Raw genomic sequence first — 24,816 nt, forward strand, 5'->3', positions numbered from 1 at the left:
CAAGGCGGGTGGGCCGGCGGCGTTCCGGCTCCGGCTCGGCGGTCCAGCGTGGTTCACGCGGACACGGGCCGTGGTTCCCGGCTGATCTCGTCGAGGAGCAGCTGCGCGGCCACCGCCGCCCCGTCGGTGCGCATGGAGGCGGCGACAGCGCTCGCCCGGGTGCGCGTCCCGGGGTCCAGGGCCACCGCGAGCGCGGCCGACAGGGACTCGACGGTCGGGGCCGGGCCGTCGTGGGCCGCGCCGATGCCCAGGTCGGCCACCCGGGACGCCCAGTGCGGCTGGTCCACGATCTGGGGTACGACCACCTGGGGCGCGCCGGCCTGCGCGGCTGTCGTCGTCGTACCCGCGCCGCCGTGGTGCACGACGGCGGCCACCCGGCGGAACAGCGCCTGGTGGTTGACCTCGCCGACGGCGAAGCAGTCGTCCCGGTCGTCGGCCGGGGCCAGGTCCGCCCAGCCGCGCCCGACGAGCACGCGGCGGCCCTGCGCGCGAACCGCCTGGACGGCGACCTCGGCGAGGTCCGTCGAGCCGCGCATCGGCATGCTGCCGAAGCCCACGTACACCGGCGGTTCCCCGGCCTCCAGGAACGCCAACAGCTCGTCCGGGAGCGGGCGTTCGTCCGGCAGCGTCCACGCCCCCGTCTGCACCAGGTCGAGATCCGTCATCTCCTGCCACCGCCCCAGGACCGGGTCGGCCGCCAGCCACGGCCGGTCGGTGAAGACATGGTCGCGGACGTTGTCCACGGGTGGCAGGCCGATCGCCGCCCGGTGGGTGTTGAGGGCCTCACCGTACAGTGCGTTCACGCGCTCGGCGTCGAGGTCCCACAGCGCCTTGTTGTCGGTCACACCAGGTGGGTTCGGCCGGCCCGGCCGCTGCGCCGGCGGGCGGTGCGAGGACGGCAGACCGACCGTGTGGAAGCAGGCGAACACATAGCGGATACCCAGTTTCTCGGTCACCGACCGCGCCCCGGCCGGCATCAGACCGGTTGCCACCAGTGCGTCACATCCCTCGGCCGCCGGGGCGACCGTGTCGAAATGTGCGGCGACCAGCTCGGGCGCGAGCTGGAACGCGCGCGCCGGTGAGGGCGGCGTCGCCCCCGTCACGAGCTCCCGCACCGACGGCCCGAACGGCACGTGCTCCACGCCGGCACCGGCCAGCAGCTTCGCGAACTCCTCGTCCGGCGGCGCGCACACCAGCGCCTCTGCGCCGAGCTTCCGCAACGCGACCGCGAGTCCCGTCACCGGCTCGACGTCCCCGCGCGACCCATACGTCATCAACAGCACACGCACTTCGCGAATCCCCCATTTCAGCAGCTTCTGACCCTCGGCCGGAGATTCTGCGGCATCAGGGGGGCCTTGCCGCAAGCCCCCCTGTGCGCTATATGTTGAGAGTGGCAAGGAGTGGCTGAACTCCTTGCCTTTGTTTTTTGCCGGCGCCCTTGTCGGTGCACTCCCCTGTGTCCGGCCCCTCTGCCTATGCGTAGTGCCGTCTCGGCACGGTGATGTGGTAGCCGGAATCCAGCAGATACGGCAGATAGCGGCGCAGCGCCCGCACGCTCTGGGAGCGGTTGCCGCCGGCGTCGTGGGACAGCACTACGACACCGGGGGCGGCGCCGTGTGCGACGCGGCGGACGATGGTGCGGGTGCCGGGGGTGGTCCAGTCCTCGGTGTCGACCGTCCAGGCCAGGGGCTCCATGCCCATCTCCGCGCCGAGCTGGAAGGCCGCGCGGTTCCAGGCGCCGTAGGGCGCGCGGAACCACTGGGGACGCTCGCCGTAAGCCTCCTCGATGACGTCGCTGGTGCGTTTCATCTCGGAGCGGATGCGGGCGCGGGTGAGACGGGTCAGCAGGGGGTGCGACCAGGTGTGGTTGCCCACGACGTGGCCCTCGTCGGCCATCCGGGCCAGCAGGTCCTGGTTGTCCACGGCCATCTCCCCGCACACGAAGAACATGGCCCGGACCTCGTACTCGGCCAGGGTGTCCAGGATCGCCGGGGTGTAGCGGGGATCCGGCCCGTCGTCGAAGGTCAGCACCATGGTCCGGCCACGCCCGGACACACGCAGGAACGGCTCGTGCCGCACCCGGGTCGGCTCGGGTACGGCACGTGGCGGATCGTAGCCGCCGAAGGGCTGGAGGCGGTAGGCGGAGGGCGTGCGCGTGGGGCTCGCCTGGGGGCCGGCGGCGGGGACGACGGGCGGGACCGGCTCATCGCCCCTGCCCAGCGCGAGCACACCAGCGCCACCGGCCGCGCCCAGAGCGGCGACGCCGCCGATCAACGCCCGGCGCCGCGTGAGCAACTGATCCTTCTTCATGACTCATCAGTCGCCCGCCCGAAGCCGCCCGCACCCCAGCAACACCGGACCGGCGGCAGGAAAACACCTGCCCGGCCCAAGAAGCGGGCTCTGCGGTGGCGCATCGGCGGCGGGCAGTGAAAGGGACGGTCGGCATGGCCGAGGCCTGCCTTGCGGATCAGCTCGGCGCGACGACTTCCGGCTCTGGACCGAGGGCCGGGCGACGGCGCGGCGGACTCCCAGACCGACGCATCCCAGACCGACGGAACCCAGGCCGGCCCGCAATTCGCTTTCGGCGCACGGCCGTTCACGAGTAGCGTCGGAGCCGTGAGGTGATCTCCCGTGCGGTGTCCCGGACACCGCAGACGCGAACCGGTCCGTCCTCGCGGCCGGCGGCACACACGCCGCCGCTCCCGCACACGCCCCGCTTCCGCACGGAGAGTTCATCATCATGCGCGCACTCCCTCCCGTTCCCGGCGCCACCGCCGACGCCACCCTCAAGGCCTTCGTCGAGCGAGCCGGCGGCGACCCCGGTGTCGTCGGTCTGGTCCTCAGTGGCTCTCAGGTGCACGACGGCATGCCCACCGTGCACTCCGACCACGACCTGCACGTCGTCCTGCGGGACCGCGACGCCTCGCCGCTCAGCGAGCTGGACCGGTTCCGGTCCGCCCATCTGGACCTGGTGGTCCTCACGCTCGAGGAGTTCCGGCACCGCGGACTGCCCGGCAGCCCGGACGCCTTCAGCCGGTACTCGTACGTCCACGCCCGCGTGCTGCTCGACCGGCTGGGCGGTGAGATCGCCGAGATCCTCGACCAGAAGCGCACGCTGGACGAAGACGAGGCGCGCACCGCAGTCGACGGCTTCCTCGACGCCTACGTCAACCAGACCTACCGCTCCCTGAAGAGCTACCGCGACGGCCGCGACGCCGTCGGCCACCTGGACGCCGCCGAGAGCGTCCCGTACGCGTTGGAGGTGCTCTTCGCCCTGCACCGGCGGGTGCGGCCGTACAACAAATACCTTCGGTGGGAGCTCGAACGGCAGCCGCTCGGTGACGAGCGGTGGGCTGTCGAGCTGCTGCTGCCGGTGCTCCGGCGGATCCTGGCCGACGGCGACCCGCACACCCAGCGCTCCCTGTTCGGCGGCATCGAGCAGACCGCGCGGGCCGCCGGCCACGGCGAGGTCCTCGACTCGTGGGGCGACGACCTGCGGCTGCTGCGCCGGCCCGCCTGACCGTCAGCGGCGGCGCACCAGCGGGAACGGGAGGGTCTCCCGGATCGTCAGGCCGGTGAGGAACATGACCAGCCGGTCGACGCCGATCCCGAGGCCTCCGGTGGGCGGCATCGCGTATTCGAGGGCGTCGAGGAAGTCCTCGTCCAGTTCCATCGCCTCGGGGTCTCCCCCGGCGGCAAGCAGCGACTGGGCGGTCAGGCGGCGGCGTTGCTCGACGGGGTCGGTCAACTCGGAGTAGGTGGTGCCCAGTTCGGTGCCGAAGGCCACCAGGTCCCAGCGCTCCGCCAGCCGCGGGTCGGTGCGGTGCTGGCGGGTGAGCGGGGAGACGTCGGTCGGGAAGTCCTTGTAGAAGGTGGGGAGTTGGGTCTTCTCCTCCACCAGGCGTTCGTACATTTCGAGTACGACGTCTCCCCGGCCGTCGTCCACCGTGTACGGCACGCCGGCGCGGTCGCACAGCGCGTGCAGCGCCGGCAGTTCCGTGTCCGCGTCGATCTCCTCCCCCAGCGCCTCGGAGATCGCGCCGTAGACCGTCTTGACCGGCCAGGCGCCCGAGATGTCGTACTCCCTGCCGTCCTTGCGTGCGATGGGCGTGCCGAAGGCGGCGGTGGCCGCGCCCTGGATCAGTTCGCGGGTGAGGTCGAGCATCACGTCGTAGTCGGCGAAGGCCTGGTAGGCCTCGAGCATCGTGAACTCGGGGTTGTGCTTGTAGGAGACGCCCTCGTTGCGGAAGGTGCGGCCCATCTCGAAGACCTTCTCCAGGCCGCCGACGCACAGCCGTTTCAGGTACAGCTCGGGGGCGATGCGCAGGTACAGGTCGAGGTCGTAGGCGTTGATGTGGGTGGTGAAGGGGCGGGCGTTGGCGCCGCCGTGGATCTGTTGCAGCATCGGCGTCTCGACCTCGAGGTAGCCGCGCTCCAACAGGCCCTGGCGCAGGGCCTGTACGGCGCTGGAGCGGGCGCGGATCACCTGGCGGGCGTCGGGGCTGGAGACCAGGTCGAGGTAGCGCATGCGGACCTTGGCCTCCGGGTCGGCCAGGCCCCGGCGTTTGTCGGGCAGTGGGCGCAGGCACTTGCCGATCAGCTGCCAGGAGGTGACGAAGACGGTGGGCTCACCCTTGTCGCTCACGCCGGCGCGACCCGTGGCGGTGATGTGGTCGCCGATGTCGGTGTCGGCGGTGAAGCGGTCGAGGGCGGGGCCGGACTCCTCGCGGGTGAGGGCGAGTTGACGGTCGCCCGACCAGTCGCGCAGCACGACGAAGACGATGCCGCCGAAGTCGCGGACCAGCATGACCCGGCCGGCGACCGTGACCTGCTCGCCCTCGCGGACGTCGGCGAGGGCGTGGGTGCGCCGTGGGATGCCGACGGGGTACGGGTCGGAGCCCTCGGCGCGCAGCCGGTCGAGGGTGCCGTGCCGGATGCGGACCTGTTCGGGCAGGCCGGCGTGCGGATCGCCGGGCCCGGCCTCGCCCCCTCCGTCGAGGCCGAGCGCCGACAGCGACGGCAGGCCCTCGGTGGTCGCGGGCCTGGACGCCCCCTTCGGGTGCCCCTTTCCCCAGAGTTTGCGCAAGGTCGGTACCGAAACGAAACCTTCGGCGATTCCGGAGGCCAGGCCGATGCGGGCGAGGGAGCCGGTGTCGCCGTAACAGATGAAGCGCGGGTACCACTCGGGGTGGTACTTGGCGTTGGAGCGGTACAGGGCCTCCAGTTGCCACCAGCGGGAGAAGAACAGCAGCAGGCGCCGCCACAGGCGGAGCACCGGTCCGGCGCCGATGCGGGCGCCCTCCTCGAAGGCCGAGCGGAAGACGGCGAAGTTGAGCGAGATCCGGCGTACGCCCAGCTTCGGGGCGGCGGCGCACAGTTCGGCGACCATGAACTCCATGACGCCGTTGGGGGCGGTGCGGTCACGGCGCATCAGGTCGAGGGAGACGCCGTCGCGGCCCCAGGGCACGAAGGAGAGCAGGGCGAGCAGGCGGCCGTCCTCGCCGAGGGCCTCCACGAGGAGGCAGTCGCCGTCGGCCGGGTCGCCGAGGCGGTCGAGGGCCATGGAGAAGCCGCGTTCGGTCTCGGTGTCCCGCCAGGCGTCGGCCTTGTCGACGATCTCCTCCATCTCCTCGTCGGTGAGGGTGTAGTGGCGGCGGATTCGGCTGGTGGCGCCGGTGCGGCGGACGCGGTGCACGGCCTGCCGGGTGACGCGCATGTCGCGGCCGTCGAGGTCGAACTCGGGCACGGGCAGGATCGCCTCGTCGCCGAGCTGCAGCGCGCCGAGTCCGGCGCGGGCGAAGGCCCTGGCGCCGTCCTCCGAGGCGCCCATCGCCGCGGGCGCCCAGGCGTGCACGCGGGCCACGTCCAGCCAGGCGGCGATGGCGTGCGGCCAGGCCTCCCGGTCGCCCACCGGGTCGCCGCTGGCCAGGCAGACGCCGGCCTCGACGCGGTAGGTGACGGCGGCCTTTCCGCTGGGCGAGAAGACGACGGCCTTGTCACGCCGGGTGGCGAAGTAGCCGAGGGAGTCCTCCTCGCCGTAGGCCTTCAGGAGGGCGCGGATGCGAGGTTCCTCGTCGCCGTGCAGGGCGGATTCCATGCGCTGGGAGCGGAACAGGGTGGCGGCAGCGTTCAGCAGGGCGAGTGCGCCGAAGAGGCCGAGCAGGAAGAACAGGACGCGGGGCGGGCGGCCGTCGAAGGAGCGGGCCGAGACCAGGCCGCCGCAGACCCGGTTGGCGGCCCACGCCAGCCGCTGGCCGCGGGGCAGGGTGCCGGGGAACAGTTCGACCAGTCCCCAGCCGACGAGGATGCCGAGGACGATCCCGGCCAGCAGCACGGCGAGGGCCCGTCGGACGGCGGCGCGGCGGGAGGCGGCGTAGAACTCCCTGCGGGCGACGATCAGCAGGGCCAGCGCGAGGCTGCAGACGACGAGGGAGGGGACGGACTCGGCGTACAGGCCGAGGGCCACGCCGAGGATGTCGTCGAGGACGAGCAGGCCCAGGTAGACGACGACCAGCCACCAGGCGATCTTCTTGCGGGCGGCGGTCGCGGCGGCCAGCAGGAAGAGGAAGACGGCGTAGGCGAGGTTGGCGCTGATGGGGACGATCAGCAGGTCGAGGAAGCGGACGACCGGGCGCAGCAGGGCGCGCAGCGGCGGGATGAGCGCCAGCAGGACGCAGAGCAGTCCGAGGGCGCCGAAGAAGGCGCCGAAGACCTCGGGCACCTTGCTCAGCGGGCCGCTTCCGGGCGGGCGTATCGGGCCCGCGGTCTGCTTGGGCGGGGAGGCCTGCGCGGTGGCACTCATGTTCCGACTGTAGGAAGCCCCCGGCCGCCTCGCCCGTCGAACGACCGCCTCACGTCCCCTTCGAGCGGTCCCGCACGGCGGCGGGACCTGCGGCTTCCGATAGCCTCACAGCCGTGACGGAACAGCACTCGCACCAGTTCGAGCGGGGTACGGACGGGCCGAAGGTGATCGTGGCCGGGGTGGACGGCTCCGACTCCTCGCTCCGCGCCGCGGCATATGCCGGTGGCCTGGCCCGGCGCCAGCACGCCCTGCTCGCCATCGTCTACGTCCAGCCGGTGATGGCGGCGGGCGCGGCGATGGGCGCGCCGGTCGCCGAGACGACCGACGAGATCGCCGAGGACCTGGTCGCCCAGATCCGCGAGGCGACCGAGCGGATGAAGGGGATATTCGACGTCCGCTGGGAGTTCCACACGTTCCGCGGCGACCCGTACGGCGGTCTGGTGAAGGCGGCGGACGAACTGAAGGCCGACGCGGTGGTGGTGGGCGCCTCAGAGCAGGCGGGGCACCGGATCGTGGGGTCGGTGGCGGTGCGGCTGGTGAAGGCGGGGCGTTGGCCGGTGACGGTAGTGCCGTAACCCTCAGCGTTTACGGGCCAGCAACTGCACCCCCTGCGACCGGTGACCGTTCATCGTGACGACGTCGATCCGACGCTCGGCCACGAGGTCGAGGTCCGCCACGAGAGCACGCAACTCTGCGATGTTGTGGTGTCGGCACACGGCGCCGTCTTCGGTGGCGAACACACCGTACGGGGTGCCGAATCGGCGGGTGTGGGCGATGTAGCGGTCCCGGTTCCGTTCGTCGTCCTGCAGGAGCATGTCGCTGACGTACAGCAGCCCGCCGGGCGCCAGGACGCGGATCAGCTCGGTGACGAGGGCCCGCTGGGCCGCGTCGTCGGGAACACAGGTGAGCACCGCGAACAGCAGGACGACGTCCAGACTGGCCGATGCGTGGGGCAGGGTCGGCGGGGACTGCAGTACGTCGAGGCGCAGGTCCGGTCTCGCTCGGCGACCGCGCTCGATCAGGCCGGGGGACGGATCCGCCCCGGAGACCTCGCTGAAGCCGCGGTCCTTCAGCTCGGCCGTCACCCGGCCGTATCCGCAGCCGTAGTCGAGAATTCGGGCGTCCCGAGCCACCTCCGCCAGCCAGCCGTGGTCCACCGGGTGCGTGAACGTCTTGGTCGCGCCGACGCCGTTCCAGTACGCGACCTGATTGCCGAGGTCCTTCATGCGGACTCGGCGTCGAGCTGGTGGTCGGCCCAGACGTAGCTTTCGGGCAGCAGCTCGGTGATGGGAACGGTGCGGACGCGGTCGCCTTCGCCGACGATGACCTCGATGGCGGGGAAGTAGTCGAGGAGTACCTGACGGCACCGGCCGCACGGGGGAACCACCCCCCGGTCGCGGTCGCCCACGGCGACGATCGTGTCCAGGTCGTAGACGCCCTGTGCGGCCGCCGCACCGATGAGGACCAGTTCGGCGCACGGGCCGCCGGTGAAGTGGTAGGCGTTCACCGCGGTGACGATCTGTCCGTCACGGGCGCGGGCGGCGGCCGCCATGGTGTGGTTGTCGCCCCGGCAGCGCGTGCGGGCGATGTGGGCCGCGGCCTGGATGAGTTCGTGGTCGACGGGGTGGGTCCGATCGGTCATCGTCTCCGCTTTCGTGGGGTGTTCAGGAGACGGTGACTCGGGGGGCGATGTGGCGCAAGCGGATATCGGGGGTGTGGTGACTTCACTGGGTGCTGCAGCAACAGCGCATGCCGTCCTGCTGCTTGTTGCCGGCGTGGTCGGGGCTGCTTCGGGCCTTCAGGTCGTGTGCAGTGCCTCCTCGCGCAGGCGGGTGAGGACCTTCAGGCCTCCCTCCCTGTCCATCCGGGCCGTGGTCACGCGGAGCGGGTAGCACCTTCGGAACATCGAGGTGAAGTGGGTGCCGTAGTGGATGTACTCGCCGGAGCCCGGGTCGGACAGGGGGCGGGCCACGGCGTTGAAGGACGGCTCGTGGAAGTAGGCGAGGGTGTAGCGCTCGCGGGTGGCCAGGCGGACCTTGTGCGGGGTCGACAGCAGGGTGCCGCCGGTCATGAACTGCATGATGTCGCCGGGGAAGACCGTGAAGACGGCGGGGACCGGGGTGACGTAGGTCCAGGGTTCCTCGTGTTCGTAGCGGCCGGCCATGGACTCCTCGGGGAGCCAGTTGCGGCCGCGTTCCTCTCCGGGGACCGGCGGGCGGATGTAGAGGCCGCCGACATCGTCCTGGGCCGCGATGACGAGCAGGCCGTAGTCGGTGTGGGCGCCGATGCCCCGTTCGGAGGTGGCGTCGGCGGGCGGGAAGCGCAGGACCCGCATGTGGTGCCAGCCGTCGGCGGTGAGCCGGGTGAAGGTGTCGGGGTCGTCCAACCCGAGGCCCAGGGCGGTCAGTTGAAGCAGGCGGTGGCCCAACTCGCCGACAGTGGTCATGTAGTCCTTCATCGCCCGGGCGTAGTCCGGGGACGGCCAGGGCGCGGGGCCGTGGCAGGGCCAGTGTTCGATGACGCGGGGGTCGTCGGCGGGGATGTCGGGGCAGACGGTGAAGATCTCGGAGCCGTCCCGCTCCCCCGCGGTCTCCTCCTCGCCGGAGGCGACGTAGCCGCTGTAGGTGAGGTCGGAGACATGCGCGGCCTTCTCCTCGAGCGGGCGGGCGCAGAAGGCGTGGGAGGCGGCCAACGCCCGTTCGGTGGCGGCCTGTTGGGCCGGGGTGGCGCTGATCTGGAAGATGCCGTCCGCCTGCCAGGCCGCCACCAGTGCCCGGCCGAGAGCCCGGTCGGCGTCCGTGCCGTGGACGGCGGACGGTGGCCGGAAGGTCTGAAGGGGCGTCAGGGTCTGTTTGTCGCTGCTCATTCGAGGTACTCCGCGAGCGATGCGAGTGGTTGCGCGCCAAACTACGCCGCGGCCCTCTCTCCTGAACAGCCGTTCAGTGCACATGGTCCCGCCACGTATCTGCGCGGTGTCTTCCCTCGAGGGCGTCCTGGCCGTGGCGATCGGCCGCCAGCCGTTTGCCGGACGCGAAGAGATGACGCGCATGGCCGGGCTCCGGGCGGTCGATGGCATTCTCCGCCGCAAACCCGTCGAGCACGTCGAAGAGACGGAAGTCGGCGAAGGCACGCGGCTGGACCGGTCGTTGGGGCTGTGGCAGCTCACGGCGATCGGCGTAGGCGGCATCATCGGCGCGGGCACCGGGGGTCCGGGGGCGTCCCCCAGATGGCGCAGCACCCTCGCCGGCACCGTGGCCAACGGTTCGGCGGGACCCGCAGTCCTCGTCTCCTCCGCATCGCCGGCGGCGCGAGCGCGGCCCCGATCCGCTTCGGGTACTCCTGCAAGCGGTCGGTGCCCGGCCCGCCGCTAGAGTGCTGCGGTGGCGTGGGGGAACGCCGGTGCCGTACGGGGGGATTGAGCACTCTTGCGATCAAGTGGAAGGCACGGAGCGGTCGTTGCTGCCGTGATCTGTGCCGTCGCCGTACTGTTCCTGAGTGCGTGCGGGACCGAGGTGGCCGGTCGGCAGGCGTCCGCGTCGCCGACCGGACCGATCCCGTGGACCATTGCGGAGCCCTCGGCGGTCACCGGGGCCCTGCTCGCCGACGGCGGCCGCACGGTGCTGCTGGAGGCGCAGGTGCCCAGTGGCGAGCGCCCGTGTGTGCGGGACCTCAAGGCGGTGCTCACCGACCCTGTGCAGGACCTCGTGCGGGTGCAGATCACCTTCTACTCGCCGTCCGGGGACCGGCGTTCGGGGTGTACCAAGGAGAAGGTGGCCACGGCGCGGGTCCGACTACCCGTCCCCCTGGGCAGCCGGGAGCTGGTCGTCGACCACGACACCCTGTTCACCGCCGACGGCGCCAAGCTGCCCGCGCTGCGGCTGTGCGGGGAGTTGGGCTGCACGCCGCCGGCCACCGGCTGCACCACCGCCTCCTACGAACAGGCGCTGATCGCGGTCGACGCACCTGCGCACACGTACCGGGACTCGGAGAAGTGCGACGGCAAGTGGCTGGTGATGGACTTCTCCTGGCGCACGGGGCCGGCCTGCGGCGACTCGTCGGGAACGGGCTGCTCGTCCCGGCTGGGCGACCGCTGGTTCTTCCGCGCGGAGAAGAAGGGCTGGGTACCGATCGCGGAAGGCGCGGCCGGGGGCTGCCGGGACGTGCAGCGCAGGGAGCCTGAGTTCCCGGCCTCGCTGTGCGAGTCGCTGGCTCCGCTTTCGCCTTCGCTGCACCCGAGTTATCCCCCGGCGTCCGCCTCCCCGAGCCCGTCCTAGAAGTCCCTAGAAGTCCCTGGAAGTCCTACAGGCTGCGGAGGAAGTCCAGCAGGATCTCGTTGAAGACCTCCGGCTTCTCCAGGTTCGGGTAGTGGCCGGTGTCTACGACGGTCTCCGAGCGGCCGTTGGGGACGGTGCGGGTGAGGCGTTGGGCCGCGTCGAGCATCTCGGCGGGTTCGAGGGTGCCGTTGATCGTGAGCACCGGGACGTCGATCTGCGGCAGACGGGGCCAGGAGTCGGTCACGCGCACATGCCAGTCCTTCTCGCCGAGTGTGTGCTTGGCCATGGTGTTGGCGGCCATCTCGCGCAGCCGGAGCCCGATGGCCGGGTCGACGTCCTCGGCGGTGCGGTGCTCGCCGGGCACGACGCGCAGGAAGACGTCGAGCCAGCCCTGGATGTCGCCGGCGGCCAGCGTGCGCGCGTACTCGGCCTGGATCTCCTTGTGGTACGGGTCCGTGTACTGGAAGTCGCCGGTCGCGGCGCCGCACGTCACCACGGCGCGGACGAGCTCCGGGTGCTCCAGCACGGTGTCGGTGACGATGACGCCGCCCATCGACAGGCCGACGAGGACGGCGGGCCCCGCGTCGAGGTGGCGCAGCAGTTGGGCGAGGTCGTCGGCCCAGCGGAACGGCTTGCTCGCGTTGGCGGAGGAGCCGTGGCCGCGTACGTCGGGGGCGATGACGCGGTACTCGGCGGCCAGGGCCGGTATCTGCTCGTTCCAGAGGCGGTGGTCGACGTAGCCGGAGTGGAGCAGGACCACGAGGTCGCCCGTTCCGGTGTCGAGGTAGGCGAGTTCGCCGTCGGTGGACGTGAAGCGGCTCAGTTCCGAAGCAACTGTCATGACAACCAAGGTGTCATCTTCGAGCGACTTTGACAACCTGGTTGTCATGATGATCCGGTGCATGATGGGCGGGTGAACGACATCGACGCACCGCTGCCACCCGACGATCTCGGCCACCGCGTCAGTGAGGTCTTCGACCTGATCGGCGCGCTCTACCGGCGCGGCCTGCGCAAGCTCGAGCAGGGCGAAGAGGTCGAGGGGGTGTCCGTCGGTGTGCGCTCCGTCCTGGTGCTGCTGCACAGGTACGGGCCCATGACGGTGCCTCAGATGGGCCGGATCATGGCACTGACCCGGCAGTTCGTGCAGCGCATGGTCAACGACGCGGTGGACCGGGGCTGGGCGGAGGTCACGCCCAACCCAGCGCACCAGCGGTCCTCGCTGATCCGGATCACGGACGAGGGCGTGGCCGTCATCACCGCGATCCTCGCGCGCGAGCACGCCCTGAACCGGCAGGTCGGCGGCGATCTGACCGAGGCCGAGCTCCGGGCGTGCGTACGTGTGCTGAAGGAGATGCTGCGCACCTTCGACCACGTGGACGTGGACTGACCCGCTCCCCCGCCGGCCTACTCGCCCATCACCAGCCCGTCCTTCGCCGCGCCTCGGCTGAGGACGACGTCCCGGATGCGGTCGCGCACTCCCCGTACCTCGGCGCCCTGCTTGAGCGCCTGGTTCAGGTCGACCGCGCGGCCGGCGTCGACGTCGAACTGCTGGGGAACGAACTCGGCCCTGGTCACTTTCCAGCGGCTGCCCGGCCGGGCGGGCGGGGCGAAGGTGAAGCGGGCGATGCTGGACTCGTTGCCGCGCGGGTCCTGCACGCCCTGGTGGTTGTACATCTCGCCGGCGATCTGGTCGCCCATGCCGTAGACCACCCAGGTGCCGTTGACCTTCTCGTACGCCTGCGGGATATGGGCGTGGGTGCCGAGGATGAGGTCGATGTCGGGGCGGCCGCCCGTGCGGGAGGCGGTGAGCTGCTGGGCCAGGGCGAGCTGCTGCTGGTCGGGGTCGTCCTGCCATTCGGTGCCCCAGTGCAGGGAGACGACGACCACGTCGGCGCCCGCCTTCCGGGCGGCCCGGGCGTCCGCGACGATTCTGTTCTGGTTGATGAGGTTGACGGCCCACGGCTCGCCCTGGGGCAGCGCGAAGCCGTTGGTGTCGTAGCTGTAGGCGAGGTGGGCGACCCTCGCCCCACCCGCGTGCAGGACGGTCACGGTGCGCGCCTCCGCCTCGGTGCGTGCCGTGCCGGCGTGCCGCACGCCCGCACGGTCGAGGGCGTCGAGGGTGCGCAGGATGCCGTAGGAGCCGTCGTCGAGGCTGTGGTTGGAGGCGGTGGAGCAGCCGTCGTAGCCGGTGGCGGCGAGGGCCTGGGCGACCTCGGGCGGGGACTTGAAGGTGGGGTAGCCGGAGTAGTCGCCGTTCGCACCGAAGACGGTCTCCATGTGACACAGCGCCAGATCGGCGCGGGAGACGACGGGTTTGATCCCGGAGAACATCGGCCGGAAGTCGTAGCCGGCGCCGCCCGCGTCGAAGCGGGCACGGTCGATGATCGAGCTGTGCGGAAGGACGTCGCCGGAGGCGACCAGCGTGAAGGCGCGGGTCGCGGCCGGGGCCGGGCGGCCGGCCGCCTCGCGGTGCTGGGCCTGGCAGGCGGCGCCCGCGGCCAGCAGGACCGTGAGCGCCAGGGCAACCTGGCGTCTGCGTGCAATCATCAGCTCACCCCAATGTGATCACATTTACCCATAAATAGGTACGAAGCTGAGCGTGCCCCCAAACAACCCCGGGGCACCGATTAGCCCGTCCGGCGCGCACGGGCGGGGCCTCCCGACCGCTGCACGGCGCGTCGGGGACCGTTCGTCGTACCGTTCGTCGACGCGATCGACCGTCCGCCGCAGATCCCGGTACGGGCCCTGTCCCAAATCGGCACCCTGCGATGCCATACGGCCATGACGGCCGGAACCACCCTCCCGCACGGGACGACCGCCGAGCACGAGCTCGCCGCGCTGCAGCGCGAGCACGGCCGGCCCCTCTTCGCACTCCTCCTCCGGCTCTGTGACGGCGACCGGCAGCGCGCCGAGGACCTCGTGCAGGAGACCCTCGTACGCGCCTGGCAGCATCCCGAGGCGCTGCGCGCCGACGACTTCGACTCCGTACGGCCGTGGCTCATGACCGTCGGGCGGCGGCTCGCCATCGACGCGCGGCGGGCCCGGCAGGCCCGGCCGGCCGAGGTCGGGGACGCGATCCTGGAGAACGCGCGGGTGATCGGCGACCACGCCGAGCGGGCGGCCGCGGCCCTCGACGTCCGCGAGGCTGTGAAGACACTCACTCCGGAGCACCGTGAAGTCCTGGTGCTCGTGTACTTCCAGGGGGCGAGTGTTGCGGAAGCCGCGGAGGCACTCGGGATCCCGCCCGGTACGGTGAAGTCCCGCGCGTACTACGCGCTGCGCGCCCTGCGCCGGGTGCTTCCCGGATATGCGGCCGACCTGCGGTGAAACCAACGGATCAGTCAAACCTCCGTAAAGCGCCTTGCTCAGGACCCCGGTTGAGTAATCGGCTGTCCTCATCCGTGTTCCGGACTGGGGGCTCGGGGCCCTCTGATGGGGCCCGGAGTCGGGCGACGCGCACGCACCGGAGGAAGGCAGGAAGGGATGTTGCACAGAGGTCAAGAGAGCACGGACGGCACCGGCGGCGGTGAACTGGTCGTCCCCATGGCCTGGTTGTACGCCGAGTACATCGCCGACGAGTTGCTCCGGACGGGCGATCTGATGCCGCCGACGTCCTTCGAGTTCCGCGCCGGGCGCGATGCGCTGGCGCTGACCATCTTCCTCTCGGACACCGACGGCGAACTCTCCGGCATCCGGGTGGTCTCCCAGCTGGAGACCTGGCTGTCGCTGACGGCCTACGACCAGCCGTGGCAGGACTGGGTGCGCGAGCGGATGGCGATGCTCGCCGCCGAGGCGGCCGAGTCCGGCGGACCCGCGCCCGACGTGGAGCTGGCGGACGCGGCCTGGCGCTGGCTGGAGGAGACCGAGCTGCTCGCGCCGGACCTGAACGCGGTGCCGGGCGGTGCCGCGGTGTTCGGCGAGGACGAGGGTCCGAAGGTGTGGACGAAGGCGTGGCAGCTGGGCCTGCCGCTCGGCCATCTCGCCATCCACCTTTTTTGAGACTGGTTTCGAACCGGACCAATCCGCGGGCCGGGCCGCTCCGAATCCCTTGGTTGCGATTCTGTGTGTGCCTTGAGTGAATCGGCGGTCTGGTGCGTACCGGTGGGAGCAAGGAGTAACCCCACCCGCACCCAACGGCACGAGGATTCGGCATGAGGTCCCAGGAGAGGCACCGCGACGTCGCCGCGTACGCGCTCGGCGTGCTGGACGAGGCGGACGCCTTCCGCTTCGAGGACCACCTCATGGAGTGCGCGCGCTGCGCGGCCTCCGTGACCGAGTTCGGGCCGATCACCCGGCAGATGATGCTGTACCGCCGGTCGACGCCCCGGTTCGTGCACCCCATGACCCGGCCCGGCCCGCAGCTGCTGGACCGGTTGCTCGGTGCGGTGGCCGCGCGCCACCGGGCCGGGCGGCGGCGCTTCCTGTACGCCGTGGCCGCGTCCGTGGCGATCGGGTTGGCCGGGCCCGGGCTCGCGATGATGTCGGACGGCGGTGGCACGGAGTCCGTGGCCCTGCGGATCGCGACGACCGACGCGACGTCGGGCGTGTGGGCCCAGGTCACCACCGAGGACGAGGACATGGGCAGCCAGGTCAGGCTCGAGGTGAAGGACGGCTCCGGCCCCCGGCACTGTCATCTCGTCGCCGTCGGCCGTGACGGCTCCGAGCAGACCGTGACCAGCTGGACCGTGCCCGCGCACGACGCCCACTCGATCACCATGCAGGGCAGCACGGCGATGCACACCGCCGAGATCGCCCGCTATGAGATCCGCACGTCAAACGGGGAACACCTGGTGACGCTCAAGGCGCACTAGGACGCGGCGCCCACGGATTCACCGGTCCGTCAGAACCCGCTCGAGCGCCGCCCGGCCCGCGGGCCCCCAGGTCCGCTGCCCTCCCGGAAGTCCGCGCTCCCAGGCCTGCCCGATGCCGACGAGGGACAGACCCCGCAGAACGGCCCAGCCCCGTGCCCGCTTGAGCGTCGCCTCGTCCGCGCACCCGTAGGCCTCGAAGAACCCGGACGCCGCACCGGCCGGCAGAAGCACCCAGGCGGCCGCTAGATCCGTCGCCGGATCGCCCGCGCAGATGTCCCCGAAGTCGATCACACCGGAGAGGGTCCCGTCCTCGACGACGACGTTCGCGGGGTGGAGATCACCGTGCAGCCAGAGGGGCGGTCCCTGCCAGTCCGGCGCCGCGACCGCTTCGTCCCATATGTGTTGGATGTCGGCGACGGCGACACTGGCGGCGACGGATTGCAGGGTCCCGGCGAACCCGTCGGCGAGTGTCCTGAGGGGAACGCCGCGATCGCCGCTGACCGGTGCCTCGGGCGGTGCCGGGCGATGCAGTGCCCTCAGGAATCCCGCGAGAGTGTCGGCCGCACGCCTGCCGTCGCTGATCGGGGTGCGGTCGGCCGGCTCGCCGCGGACCCATCGGGCGATGTTCCAGGGGCCGGGGAAGCGGGGCGAGGGTTCGCCTACGCGTACGGGCGTCGGCACCGGGAGCGGGAGGCGGGGAGCCAGGACGGGCAGCCACCGGTGCTCCTTGCGGAGCAGGGTCGGGGCGCGCTCGGTGCGCGGCAGGCGTACGGCCAACTCCTGCCCCAGGCGCCACAGTTGGTTGTCCCAGCCGGCCGCCACCCGACGCAGCCCCAGACCCGCGAGGTCCGGGTGCTGCTCGTGCAGAAGCGAGCGGACCAGGGCCTCGTCGATCTCGGTGTCGTTCACGGGTGTGACAGTACGGGCCGCCGTTGCGCTGTAGCCAGAGCGATGGGTTTTGTCGTGATGCGGAGTGGGTGCACAGGTGTTGTTGGCGGACCGCTATCAGCTGGACGAGCCGCTGGGGCGCGGTGCGATGGGCGAGGTGTGGCGGGCCACCGACCAGCTCCTCGGGCGGCCCGTAGCGGTCAAGGTGCTGCGGGCGGAAGAGGCCCAAGAAACCGAGCGCTTCCGCATGGAGGCGCAGACCGCGGGCCGCCTCAACCACCCCAACGTGGTGGGGGTGTACGACTTCGGCGCCCATCACGACCGGCTCTACCTCGTCATGGAACTCGTCGACGGCTGGACCCTGGCCCAGGAACGCTCCCTGCGCGGCGCCCTGCCCCCGTACGAGGCGGCCGCCCTCGCGGCGCAGATGGCGGCCGGCCTCGCCGCGGCGCACCGGCAAGGTGTGATCCACCGGGACATCAAGCCCGCCAACGTGATGCTCACCACCGACGGCACGGCCAAGATCACCGACTTCGGCATCGCCCGCTTCGCCGACGCCTCCAGCAGCACGCTCACCGCGACCGGCAAGATCCTCGGCACCGCCGACTACCTGGCCCCCGAACGGGCCCTGGGCCGGCCCGCCCGACCCGCCGTCGACGTGTACTCACTGGGCTGCGTGCTGTACGAACTGCTCACCGGCCGCCCGCCGTTCCGCGGCACGACCTCGCTCGCGGTGGTGCAGCAGCACGTCGACGCCGAGCCCGTGGCACCCCTCCTGCTGCGCCCCGAGATCCCCGTGCCGCTCTCCGACTACGTGCTGCGTCTGCTGACCAAGGACCCGGCACTGCGGCCGACTGCGGAGGAGGCGGCCGGCCGGCTGGGTGAGCTGGAGCAGGACCCGCCTCCGGCCGAAGCGGGCGACGCCTCCGACTTCATGCCCGTGCCGTCCGGTCCTCCGGCTCGCGCCCGCGCCTCGCACTCCCGTCCGCGCGGCCGGGGTCGACTGGCTGCGAAGGCCGCGGTGGGCGCCGGTGTCGTGGCGCTGTTCGCGGCGGCCGCGGCACTGGGAGCGTCGCTCAACTCCGGTGATCAGCAGCCTTCTACGCCGGTTTCGCCGACGCCGACGACGGCCAGTTCCGCGCCTGCCGTCGCGACCTCGACCGCGACTAAGCCGTCCGCCGCCCCGACCAGCGCGGAACCTCCGGCGAAGGAGGACCACGGAGACGGCAAAGAACACAAGGGCAAGGGAAAGCACGGCAAGGGGAAGGGCACCGACGGCTGAGTGGACTGTGCTGACGTCCTCCGGCGCTACATGTCCAGGACGATGTCGCCGCCGGGCCGGGCGCAGCAGATGAGGACCTCGCCTTCGGGCGGGGGCTCCAACGGGTCCGGCGCGTAGGCGACTTCGCCGGACAGCAGAGGTGTGGTGCAGGTGTGGCACACGCCCGTGCGGCAACTCCAGCGGGCGGGGACGTCGCAGGCGTCGGCGAGCTCGAGGACGCTGCGCCCGTTGTCGGGGAACGGCACCGACAGGCCGCTGCGGGCGAACGTCACCAACGGGCCGGTGCCGGGCGGGCCCGAGGGCGGGTGGGGCGGTCGGGCGGCCCGCGCGGTGAGGCCGGGGTTGATGGCGGGCAGGGCTCCGAAGAGCTCGGTGTGAATGCGGGCCGGATCGATTCCGGCCGTGGTGAGGGCGTGCTGCATGTCCGCCATGAAGGAGGCGGGCCCACAGACGTAGGCGGTCGCGTCGGCCGGGACGGACAGCGCGATCAGCTTGTCCTCGGTGAGGCGCCCGACGTGGGCGTGTTCCCCTTCGGTGGCCGCGCTGAAGAACACGTGCTCGTGGGCGTGGGGCAGTTCGGCGAGCAGGGCGTGTGCTTCGGCGGCCAGCGGATGCTCGTGCGGGCTGCGGGCGCCGTGGATCCACCAGATCTCGCGGTCGCAGCCCCGCGCGGCGAGTTCGTGCAGCATCGACAGCACGGGGGTGAGGCCGATGCCGGCGGAGACCAGGAGCAGCGGGCCGTTGCCTTCGGTGAGTGTGAACTCGCCGCGTGGCGCGGCGACTTGGAGGACGGTGTCCGGCCGCAGCCGGGCGGTCAGGTAGCCGCTCGCCATGCCGTGCGGCTCGTGCTTGACGCTGATCCGGTAGGTGCCGGCATCGGGCGCCGACGACAGCGAGTAGCTGCGTAGGGCGGCGGGTCGGGCGCCGTCGGGGATGCGCAGGGTGAGGTACTGGCCCGCGCGGGCGGGAGGGAGCCGGGTTCCGTCGGGGGCGGCCAGGCGGATCGAGCTGACCGTCGCGCTCTCGCGCACCACGTCGGTCACGCGCAGGGCCCGGAAGCCGTTCCAGGCCGGGCCGTCGGCGCCGGCCGTGCCCTCGGCGTCGTCCAGCAGTTCGCGGAACGAGCCCTGCCAACCCGGGCTCAGGGCAGGGATGTCCAGGGCGCGGCGCAGCATCGCGGGGTCGCGGCCGGGGAGGTAGAGCAGTGCGTCGGTGTCGGCGACGGTCAGCGCGCCGGGTCCGGTCCGGGTGCGGACGATCTCGTCGCCGGCCTCGATGTGCCCCTCGCGCAGGACCCGCATGTAGAAGCCGGGACGGTGGTGGCTGACCAGCAGCGCGGGCAGCTCCGGTTCGCCGAATCGCATCCCGACGCGGTAGCAGGTGACCCGTGGCTGGGTGACCTCGAACTCGGCCTCGCCGATGCGGTACCGGTCGCCGATGCAGACCTCGTCGTCGGGCAGGCCGTCGACGGTGAGGTTCTCGCCGAACTGGCCGTGGGAGAGGTCGTCGCGGCCGAAGTGCTCCTGCCAGTGCCGGTAGGAGTCGATCTGGTAGACCAGCACGGCCCGCATCTCCCCGCCGTGGCCCTGGGTGTCGCCCTGTCCGTCGCCGTCGATGTTGAGGCGACGGACCATCGCGGGGCCGTGCACCGGGTACTTCCAGACGCCGGTGTGGACGGTGCGGCCCTGCCACGCGACGTCCTTCGGCAGGCCGATGTTCACCGACAGCAGGGACGGCATCGTGGGCTCCTTCCGGTGATGACGGCCGGTCCGGCGGTGCCGGTCACGGCTGCCGGGCGGCGGTCGTCTCGTCCAGGTCGAGGTTGCGGTCGACGCCGTGCGGGACGACGGTCTGGCCCGGTTCCAGCCTCTGCCTGACGCCGTCGAGATGCACCTCGATCTCGTCGGGCTCGAACGACACCGTCCCGGAGATGCGCCCTACCTCGGTCCACGCGTCCTCGTACGACCAGGCCGCGCGACGGGCGCCTGCGATGTCGTAGTAACTGGCCAGGCCCTTTTACGGGCAGAACGTCCGGCCCTCGGCCGGGGTCAGCGCGGACTGGTCGACGTCGGCGCGCGGGACGTACCAGCGGGGCGCGAACCCGGACTCGTACAGGACGAGCGGCCGGGTGGTGTCGGCAAGGACGCGTTCTCCGCTGCGGACGACGAGGTGGCGGCCGGTGCGGCGGATGTCGATGCGGTGGTAGCCGTCGGCGGCGTGGCCGACGATGCGTTCGTCCTCCTCGTAGAAGGCGTCCATCGCCCGCCAGGCGAAGGCGACCCTGCCCTTCAACTCCTGTGCGTGGTCCGGCAGTTCCGTGTGCTGCCAGGCCGCGCGCTGTTTGGCCTGCGGTCCGGCGCCGACGGTGTACCAGGAGGTTGGCCCCAGGTCGCGGTGGCGGGTGGTGTGCTCGGCGGCTTGCAGGGCGTCGGGGGCGATGTCGGCGAGCGGAAAGTAGGCCACGGGGTAGCGGCCGGGCTCGTGCAGCAGTACGACGTCCCGCTGTCGGCGATCCACGTGTCGCCGAACTGGACGCGCATGCGCCGGCGCAGTGGTTCGGCGAACAGCATCCGCTCGGGCAGCGGATCGGGGACCAGGAACCGGCCGACCGCTCCGGGGGCGAGCGGTCCTTGCTGCCAGGAGAGGCCCATCGTCTCGTTCCTTTCCGGTCTGCGTGGGTGGAGGGTCAGGTGAGCGGCTCGCCGTCGTTCTGCAGGCGTCCGGTCACGGCAGTGCCCTTTCGAGGAAGCCGCGGATGGAGCCGGCGGCGGCGTCGAGGTGGCTTTCGAGCAGGAAGTGGCCGCCGTCGAGCAGGCAGATCTCGGCGCCGGGTGCGTCGTCGGCGAAGGCGAGCGCGCCGTCGGGGAGGAAGATCTCGTCGTTGCGGCCCCAGACGGCCAGCAGCGGCACCCCGCTCTCGCGGAGGTAGGCGTGCAGCTTCGGGTACAGCGGCAGGTTGTTGGCGTAGTCGGCGAACAGCCGCAGCTGCACCAGGTCGTTGCCGGGCCGGGACACCAGCGCGAAGTCGTGGTGCCAGGCGTCGGGGCTGACCAGGCTCTCGTCCGGCACGCCGTGCAGGTACTGCCAGCGGATGCCCTCCAGGGTCAGCGCCTCGCGCACGGCCGCCTCGGTCTGCGGGGTCTTCTCCTGCCAGTACTCGCGCACCGGCTTCCAGAACTCCGGCGCGAGCCCGGCCTCGTAGCCGTTGCCGTTCTGGGTGACGATCGCCGTGACCGCGGCCGGGTTCGCCAGGGCCAGGCGCCAGCCGACGGGCGCGCCGTAGTCCTGCACGTACAGGGCGAACCGGGTCACCCCGAGTTGGGTCAGCAGGCCCTGGGTCAGGTCCGCCAGGGCGTCGAAGGTGTAGTCGAACTCGTCCGCGGCCGGCGCGTCGGACAGGCCGAAGCCCAGATGGTCCGGAGCGATCACGTGGTAACGGTCGGCCAGCAGCGGGATCAGGTTCCGGAACATGAACGAGCTGGTGGGAAAGCCGTGCAGCAGGACGACGGTGGGCGCCCCGGCGGGACCCGCCTCCCGGTAGAAGAGCTGCTGCCCTCGGACGGTCGCGTAACGGTGGTGGACGGTCGTCATGACTGCTCCGTTCGGTGTCGGCCGACCCCCGGTCGGCATCTAACCTCTGTTCGAGCATTGAGTGGTTACAGCAGGAGTCAACCATCCAACGGCTAACCAGTCAAGCGATAATTGATGGTTAGATTGAGAGCGGCCGTGCTACTTGAGAAGGCGCGACATCCGGCGGTCCGCCAGCGGCTTTCCGCCCGTCTGGCAGGTCGGGCAGTACTGGAGGGAGGAGTCGCTGAAGGAGACCTCGCGGATGGTGTCGCCGCAGATCGGGCAGGGTTCGCCGGTGCGGCCGTGGACGCGTAGGCCGCTCTTCTTCTCCGCCTTCAGGCGGCCGGCCGCGACACCGCGGGAGCGCTCAACCGCTTCGGTGAGGGTGGTGCGCAGGGCCTCGTAGAGGCGGGTCGTCTCTTCGGGAGTGAGGGTCGCGGCCAGTTTGAAGGGGGACATCTTCGCCGCGTGGAGGATCTCGTCGCTGTAGGCGTTGCCCACGCCGGCGATCAGGCTCTGGTCGCGCAGGGCACCCTTGAGCCGGCGGCGCTCGGGTCTGAGGAGTTCGGCGAAGCGGCTCTCGTCGAAGTCGTCCGCGAGCGGGTCGGGGCCGAGGCGGGCGACGCCCGGGATCTCCTGCGGGTCGTGGACGACGTAGACGGCGAGGCGTTTCTGGGTGCCCGCCTCGGTGAGGTCGAAGCCCTCGCCCGTCTCCAGGGCGACGCGCAGCGCCAGGGGGCCCTTGCCGGGACGGGGCGGGCCGTCCGGGAGCCGGTCCTTCCAGTGGAGCCAGCCCGCGCGGGCCAGGTGGGTCACGAAGCGCGGGCCGCCGTCCGTCTCGAGGTCCAGGAACTTGCCGTGCCGGTGCACGGCGACGACCTCGCGGCCCTCGACGGCGGAAAGGGGAGGGTCGTACGTCTTCAGGACGCTGATCGCCACCGGCAGCACGCGCACGATCTCGTGACCGACCAGGTGCTCGGTCAGGAAGTCCTTGAGCGCTTCGACCTCGGGGAGTTCCGGCATACGTCCAGAGTGCCATCCGGGACCGACAGTGCCAGGCGGGTCGGACCCGTGGTGCCGTGGCGCCCGGGGGTCAGTCCCCTTCCCGGACCACGAACTCGCACCACACGCACTTGCCGCCGCCCCGCGCCTCCACTCCCCACACGTCCGTGAGCAGGTCGACCAGGAGCAGGCCGCGGCCGGAGACGCCCTGCTCGCCCGCCTCGCGGCGGCGGGGCAGGGCGCTGGAGGAGTCCTCGACCTCGACGCGCAGTCGGCGGTCGCTGCCGGCCAGGACGCGAAGGGTGACGATCGCGGAGCCCTCGGTGTGCATCAGGGCGTTGGTGATCATTTCGTCGGCGACGAGTTCGACCTCGTCGGCGCGTTCCTTGGCGCCCCAGGCACGGACCGCGGCGCGGATCATGTGCCGGGCCTGGGTGAGGGCCTCGGGGTCGCCGGGTGCCACGTGCTGCTGGAGCCGGCCGCCGGTCTGCGGGGTGTCCAGGCCGCGGCGGCGCAGCAGGAGCAGGGCCACGTCGTCCTCGCCGCCGCGTTCCTCGGCCACGTCGATCAGGCAGTCCGCGAGGTCGCGTACGTCGTCCGGGCCGCCGGTGATCAGGGCGGTGAGGGTCCGCATGCCGTCGTCGAGGTCGGCGCCGGGCTGTTCGACGAGGCCGTCGGTGCAGAGGACAAGCGTGTGCCCTGGATCCAGCTCGATGGTACCGACCGGGTACTCGAGCCGCCCGAACTCGGCGGACAGGCCGAGCGGCAGTCCGCCCTCGACGGTGATGCGGCGGCAACTGCCGTCGGTGCCGCGGATCACCGGGTCGATGTGCCCGGCCCGGACCATCTGGACGACCCCGGTGGACAGGTCGGCCTCGGCGTAGAGGCAGGTCGCGAAGCGGTCGGTGTCGAGTTCGTGGAGGAAGACGGAGGCACGGGCCATGACGGTGGCCGGGGTGTGGCCCTCGGCGGCGTAGGCGCGCAGGACGATGCGCAGCTGGCCCATGACGGCGGCGGCGTGCGTGTCGTGGCCCTGGACGTCGCCGATGACGGCGCCGACCCGGCCGCCGGGCAACGGGATCAGGTCGTACCAGTCACCGCCGATGTCTCGGCCGAGGGAGCCCACGGCAGAACCAGCGCGGTAGCGGACGGCGACGTCGGCGCCGCGGACGCTGGGGATGGTGCGCGGCAGCATGGCCTGCTGGAGGCCGGTGGCGAGGTCCTTCTCCTGCTCGTAGAACATGGCCCGCTGCATGCTCTGCGCAATGCTGCTGCCGAGGGCGACCAGGACGTTGCGGTCCTCGGGCGAGAAGCCGTTCCGGTCGTTGTAGAGCAGGCCCATGGCGCCGATCGGGCGGGCCTGGACGATGAGCGGCAGATAGGCGGCCGAGGTGATGTTCAGGTCGGTGAGGTGCGGCCACAGGAGGGGAAAGCCCTCGGCGAACTCGTCCGGGGACTCGATGAAGCGGGGCGTGAGGGTCCGTACGACCTCGCTCATCGGATAGGGCTCGTCGATACGGGTGACGAGGGTGCCCGGAACGAAGCTGCCGGCGGGTCCCTCGGCGATCAGCCGGATGCGGCCCGCCTCGACCAGGCCCATGACCAGACTGGTGGCGCCGAGATGGGTCAGGCCGTGGGTGTCCTTGAGGACGTCGATGACGTCCTGGACGGTGCGGGCGTGCGCGAGCGCGGCGGTGGTGAGCTGGACGACGTTGGTCTGCTCGCGCCGGGCCGCGTCCTGCGCGGCCGCCTCCCGGCGCTCCTGGCTCTCGCTGAGCTCCTGGGTGGCGTCCCGGACGATGCCGATGATGCGACGCGGGCGGCCCGTCTCGTCCCGTCGGATGTAGCCCTGGGTGTGGGTCCAGCGCATGGCGCCGTCGCGGCAGCGGATGCGGAAGTAGGCACCGTAGTTCTCGCTGCCGTCCTTCAGGGCATGGGCGACCAGGCCGTCGAGCCGGTACGCCTCGGCCGGCGGGACCCGGACGGCGAGGGTCTCGGGGTGGTCGTCGTACTCGTCGGGGCGCAGGTCGAAGACCTCGTGGGCCTGGGCGTCCATGTGGAACAGGCCGGTGTCCAGGTCCCAGTCGAAGCTGCCCATCTGGTTGAGCGCCAGGATCGGATCCGGGTGGGCGGGCCAGTCGTCCGGGACTGACAGGGTGCTCGCTCCCCGATCAGCCATGGGGCCAC

22 protein-coding genes and 2 pseudogenes are annotated in these 24,816 nt (G+C 71.6%); 9 read left to right on the forward strand and 15 right to left on the reverse strand.

What is annotated here, in order from left to right; translation table 11 throughout:
- Window positions 1-53: 53 nt before the first annotated feature.
- Both ACFY1L_RS00475 and ACFY1L_RS00480 read right to left on the reverse strand, forming a co-directional pair.
- Window positions 54-1,289 carry a glycosyltransferase gene (locus tag ACFY1L_RS00475; RefSeq protein ID WP_388815904.1) on the reverse strand — a complete coding sequence of 412 codons (1,236 nt, stop codon included), beginning with the start codon at window positions 1,287-1,289 and terminating at the stop codon, window positions 54-56.
- 184 nt (window positions 1,290-1,473) lie between these two features.
- Entirely contained in the window at window positions 1,474-2,310 is an 837-nt protein-coding gene (locus ACFY1L_RS00480) for a polysaccharide deacetylase family protein (RefSeq protein ID WP_388815907.1), read from the reverse strand.
- 430 nt (window positions 2,311-2,740) lie between these two features.
- On the opposite strand from ACFY1L_RS00480, the gene ACFY1L_RS00485 reads away from it, so the two are divergent.
- Window positions 2,741-3,520 carry a hypothetical protein gene (locus tag ACFY1L_RS00485; RefSeq protein WP_388815909.1) on the forward strand — a complete coding sequence of 260 codons (780 nt, stop codon included), beginning with the start codon at window positions 2,741-2,743 and terminating at the stop codon, window positions 3,518-3,520.
- Window positions 3,521-3,523: 3 nt separating this feature from the next.
- On the opposite strand, the gene lysX is transcribed toward ACFY1L_RS00485, so the two are convergent.
- Window positions 3,524-6,802, reverse strand: a complete 3,279-nt coding sequence (lysX, locus tag ACFY1L_RS00490; RefSeq protein ID WP_388815912.1) for a bifunctional lysylphosphatidylglycerol synthetase/lysine--tRNA ligase LysX — start codon at window positions 6,800-6,802, stop codon at window positions 3,524-3,526.
- A 113-nt stretch (window positions 6,803-6,915) separates the two neighbouring features.
- Between lysX and ACFY1L_RS00495 the strand changes: the two genes are divergently transcribed.
- Window positions 6,916-7,377, forward strand: a complete 462-nt coding sequence (locus ACFY1L_RS00495; protein ID WP_388815915.1) for a universal stress protein — start codon at window positions 6,916-6,918, stop codon at window positions 7,375-7,377.
- A gap of 3 nt (window positions 7,378-7,380) precedes the next feature.
- Here ACFY1L_RS00495 and ACFY1L_RS00500 read toward each other — a convergent pair whose 3' ends face one another.
- The 3 genes from ACFY1L_RS00500 to ACFY1L_RS00510 all read right to left on the reverse strand — a co-directional run bounded on the left by ACFY1L_RS00500 (window position 7,381) and on the right by ACFY1L_RS00510 (window position 9,668).
- Window positions 7,381-8,028: a class I SAM-dependent methyltransferase gene (locus ACFY1L_RS00500; protein ID WP_388815918.1), complete on the reverse strand. Its 648-nt coding sequence runs from the start codon at window positions 8,026-8,028 to the stop codon at window positions 7,381-7,383.
- The gene (locus ACFY1L_RS00505) at window positions 8,025-8,444 is read right to left on the reverse strand and encodes a cytidine deaminase family protein (protein WP_388815921.1); all 420 of its coding nucleotides are present in this window, start codon (window positions 8,442-8,444) and stop codon (window positions 8,025-8,027) included. The genes ACFY1L_RS00500 and ACFY1L_RS00505 overlap by 4 nt, the downstream gene beginning before the upstream one ends.
- A 156-nt stretch (window positions 8,445-8,600) precedes the next feature.
- Window positions 8,601-9,668, reverse strand: coding sequence for an isopenicillin N synthase family dioxygenase (locus tag ACFY1L_RS00510; protein WP_388815924.1), 1,068 nt, complete (start codon window positions 9,666-9,668; stop codon window positions 8,601-8,603).
- A 181-nt stretch (window positions 9,669-9,849) separates the two neighbouring features.
- Between ACFY1L_RS00510 and ACFY1L_RS00515 the strand changes: the two are divergent.
- Window positions 9,850-10,121 (forward strand): annotated as a pseudogene (locus tag ACFY1L_RS00515) (hypothetical protein); the annotation flags it as partial.
- A gap of 145 nt (window positions 10,122-10,266) precedes the next feature.
- Window positions 10,267-11,076, forward strand: coding sequence for a hypothetical protein (locus tag ACFY1L_RS00520; protein WP_388815927.1), 810 nt, complete (start codon window positions 10,267-10,269; stop codon window positions 11,074-11,076).
- Window positions 11,077-11,101: 25 nt separating this feature from the next.
- On the opposite strand, the gene ACFY1L_RS00525 is transcribed toward ACFY1L_RS00520, so the two are convergent.
- Complete coding sequence (locus tag ACFY1L_RS00525) at window positions 11,102-11,917, reverse strand: alpha/beta fold hydrolase (protein WP_388815930.1); 816 nt, start codon at window positions 11,915-11,917, stop codon at window positions 11,102-11,104.
- 72 nt (window positions 11,918-11,989) lie between these two features.
- Between ACFY1L_RS00525 and ACFY1L_RS00530 the strand changes: the two genes are divergently transcribed.
- Window positions 11,990-12,463, forward strand: a complete 474-nt coding sequence (locus ACFY1L_RS00530) for a MarR family winged helix-turn-helix transcriptional regulator (protein ID WP_388815934.1) — start codon at window positions 11,990-11,992, stop codon at window positions 12,461-12,463.
- A gap of 17 nt (window positions 12,464-12,480) precedes the next feature.
- Here ACFY1L_RS00530 and ACFY1L_RS00535 read toward each other — a convergent pair whose 3' ends face one another.
- Window positions 12,481-13,623 carry a CapA family protein gene (locus ACFY1L_RS00535; protein WP_388815937.1) on the reverse strand — a complete coding sequence of 381 codons (1,143 nt, stop codon included), beginning with the start codon at window positions 13,621-13,623 and terminating at the stop codon, window positions 12,481-12,483.
- A gap of 234 nt (window positions 13,624-13,857) precedes the next feature.
- Between ACFY1L_RS00535 and ACFY1L_RS00540 the strand changes: the two genes are divergently transcribed.
- The 3 genes from ACFY1L_RS00540 (at window position 13,858) to ACFY1L_RS00550 (ending at window position 15,887) form a co-directional block, all read left to right on the forward strand.
- Window positions 13,858-14,403, forward strand: a complete 546-nt coding sequence (locus ACFY1L_RS00540) for a sigma-70 family RNA polymerase sigma factor (RefSeq protein WP_388815940.1) — start codon at window positions 13,858-13,860, stop codon at window positions 14,401-14,403.
- A gap of 156 nt (window positions 14,404-14,559) precedes the next feature.
- Complete coding sequence (locus ACFY1L_RS00545; RefSeq protein WP_388815943.1) at window positions 14,560-15,075, forward strand: hypothetical protein; 516 nt, start codon at window positions 14,560-14,562, stop codon at window positions 15,073-15,075.
- A gap of 152 nt (window positions 15,076-15,227) precedes the next feature.
- Entirely contained in the window at window positions 15,228-15,887 is a 660-nt protein-coding gene (locus ACFY1L_RS00550) for a zf-HC2 domain-containing protein (protein WP_388815946.1), read from the forward strand.
- 18 nt (window positions 15,888-15,905) lie between these two features.
- Here the strand turns inward: ACFY1L_RS00550 and ACFY1L_RS00555 are convergent, their stop codons facing one another.
- Window positions 15,906-16,796, reverse strand: coding sequence for an aminoglycoside phosphotransferase family protein (locus ACFY1L_RS00555; RefSeq protein WP_388815949.1), 891 nt, complete (start codon window positions 16,794-16,796; stop codon window positions 15,906-15,908).
- Window positions 16,797-16,872: 76 nt separating this feature from the next.
- Here ACFY1L_RS00555 and ACFY1L_RS00560 point away from each other — a divergent pair, with 76 nt between their 5' ends.
- Window positions 16,873-18,057 (forward strand): serine/threonine-protein kinase, encoded by a 1,185-nt coding sequence (locus ACFY1L_RS00560; RefSeq protein ID WP_388815952.1) that lies wholly within the window; start codon window positions 16,873-16,875, stop codon window positions 18,055-18,057.
- Between the two features lie 26 nt (window positions 18,058-18,083).
- Here the strand turns inward: ACFY1L_RS00560 and ACFY1L_RS00565 are convergent, their stop codons facing one another.
- The 6 genes and pseudogenes from ACFY1L_RS00565 to ACFY1L_RS00590 form a co-directional block, all read right to left on the reverse strand.
- Entirely contained in the window at window positions 18,084-19,796 is a 1,713-nt protein-coding gene (locus ACFY1L_RS00565; protein WP_388815955.1) for an MOSC domain-containing protein, read from the reverse strand.
- Between the two features lie 43 nt (window positions 19,797-19,839).
- The gene (locus ACFY1L_RS00570; protein ID WP_388819012.1) at window positions 19,840-19,977 is read right to left on the reverse strand and encodes a hypothetical protein; all 138 of its coding nucleotides are present in this window, start codon (window positions 19,975-19,977) and stop codon (window positions 19,840-19,842) included.
- 45 nt (window positions 19,978-20,022) lie between these two features.
- Window positions 20,023-20,574, reverse strand: a pseudogene (locus ACFY1L_RS00575) (DUF427 domain-containing protein); the annotation flags it as partial.
- A 207-nt stretch (window positions 20,575-20,781) separates the two neighbouring features.
- A complete protein-coding gene (locus ACFY1L_RS00580) occupies window positions 20,782-21,648 on the reverse strand; it encodes an alpha/beta fold hydrolase (RefSeq protein ID WP_388815958.1) in 867 nt (288 codons plus the stop codon).
- A gap of 138 nt (window positions 21,649-21,786) precedes the next feature.
- Window positions 21,787-22,650, reverse strand: a complete 864-nt coding sequence (locus tag ACFY1L_RS00585) for an Fpg/Nei family DNA glycosylase (RefSeq protein ID WP_388815961.1) — start codon at window positions 22,648-22,650, stop codon at window positions 21,787-21,789.
- Window positions 22,651-22,720: 70 nt separating this feature from the next.
- On the reverse strand, window positions 22,721-24,808 hold the full coding sequence (locus ACFY1L_RS00590; protein WP_388815964.1) for a SpoIIE family protein phosphatase: 2,088 nt from the start codon (window positions 24,806-24,808) through the stop codon (window positions 22,721-22,723).
- Between the last annotated feature and the right edge of the window lie 8 nt (window positions 24,809-24,816).

It is taken from the genome of Streptomyces sp. NPDC001663, assembly GCF_042893105.1.
In the GTDB taxonomy this organism is placed as follows: Bacteria; Actinomycetota; Actinomycetes; order Streptomycetales; family Streptomycetaceae; genus Streptomyces.

Excerpts from the sequence above, each read along its gene's own strand:
- ACFY1L_RS00535 (WP_388815937.1), bottom strand. The coding sequence starts at position 13,623 with ATGATTGCACGCAGACGCCAGGTTGCCCTGGCGCTCACGGTCCTGCTG.
- ACFY1L_RS00585 (WP_388815961.1), bottom strand. The coding sequence starts at position 22,650 with ATGCCGGAACTCCCCGAGGTCGAAGCGCTCAAGGACTTCCTGACCGAG.
- ACFY1L_RS00565 (WP_388815955.1), bottom strand. The coding sequence starts at position 19,796 with ATGCCGTCCCTGCTGTCGGTGAACATCGGCCTGCCGAAGGACGTCGCG.
- ACFY1L_RS00545 (WP_388815943.1), top strand. The coding sequence starts at position 14,560 with ATGTTGCACAGAGGTCAAGAGAGCACGGACGGCACCGGCGGCGGTGAA.
- lysX (WP_388815912.1), bottom strand. The coding sequence starts at position 6,802 with ATGAGTGCCACCGCGCAGGCCTCCCCGCCCAAGCAGACCGCGGGCCCG.
- ACFY1L_RS00505 (WP_388815921.1), bottom strand. The coding sequence starts at position 8,444 with ATGACCGATCGGACCCACCCCGTCGACCACGAACTCATCCAGGCCGCG.
- ACFY1L_RS00480 (WP_388815907.1), bottom strand. The coding sequence starts at position 2,310 with ATGAAGAAGGATCAGTTGCTCACGCGGCGCCGGGCGTTGATCGGCGGC.
- ACFY1L_RS00485 (WP_388815909.1), top strand. The coding sequence starts at position 2,741 with ATGCGCGCACTCCCTCCCGTTCCCGGCGCCACCGCCGACGCCACCCTC.
- ACFY1L_RS00540 (WP_388815940.1), top strand. The coding sequence starts at position 13,858 with ATGACGGCCGGAACCACCCTCCCGCACGGGACGACCGCCGAGCACGAG.
- ACFY1L_RS00590 (WP_388815964.1), bottom strand. The coding sequence starts at position 24,808 with ATGGCTGATCGGGGAGCGAGCACCCTGTCAGTCCCGGACGACTGGCCC.
- ACFY1L_RS00580 (WP_388815958.1), bottom strand. The coding sequence starts at position 21,648 with ATGACGACCGTCCACCACCGTTACGCGACCGTCCGAGGGCAGCAGCTC.
- ACFY1L_RS00550 (WP_388815946.1), top strand. The coding sequence starts at position 15,228 with ATGAGGTCCCAGGAGAGGCACCGCGACGTCGCCGCGTACGCGCTCGGC.
- ACFY1L_RS00500 (WP_388815918.1), bottom strand. The coding sequence starts at position 8,028 with ATGAAGGACCTCGGCAATCAGGTCGCGTACTGGAACGGCGTCGGCGCG.
- ACFY1L_RS00525 (WP_388815930.1), bottom strand. The coding sequence starts at position 11,917 with ATGACAGTTGCTTCGGAACTGAGCCGCTTCACGTCCACCGACGGCGAA.
- ACFY1L_RS00510 (WP_388815924.1), bottom strand. The coding sequence starts at position 9,668 with ATGAGCAGCGACAAACAGACCCTGACGCCCCTTCAGACCTTCCGGCCA.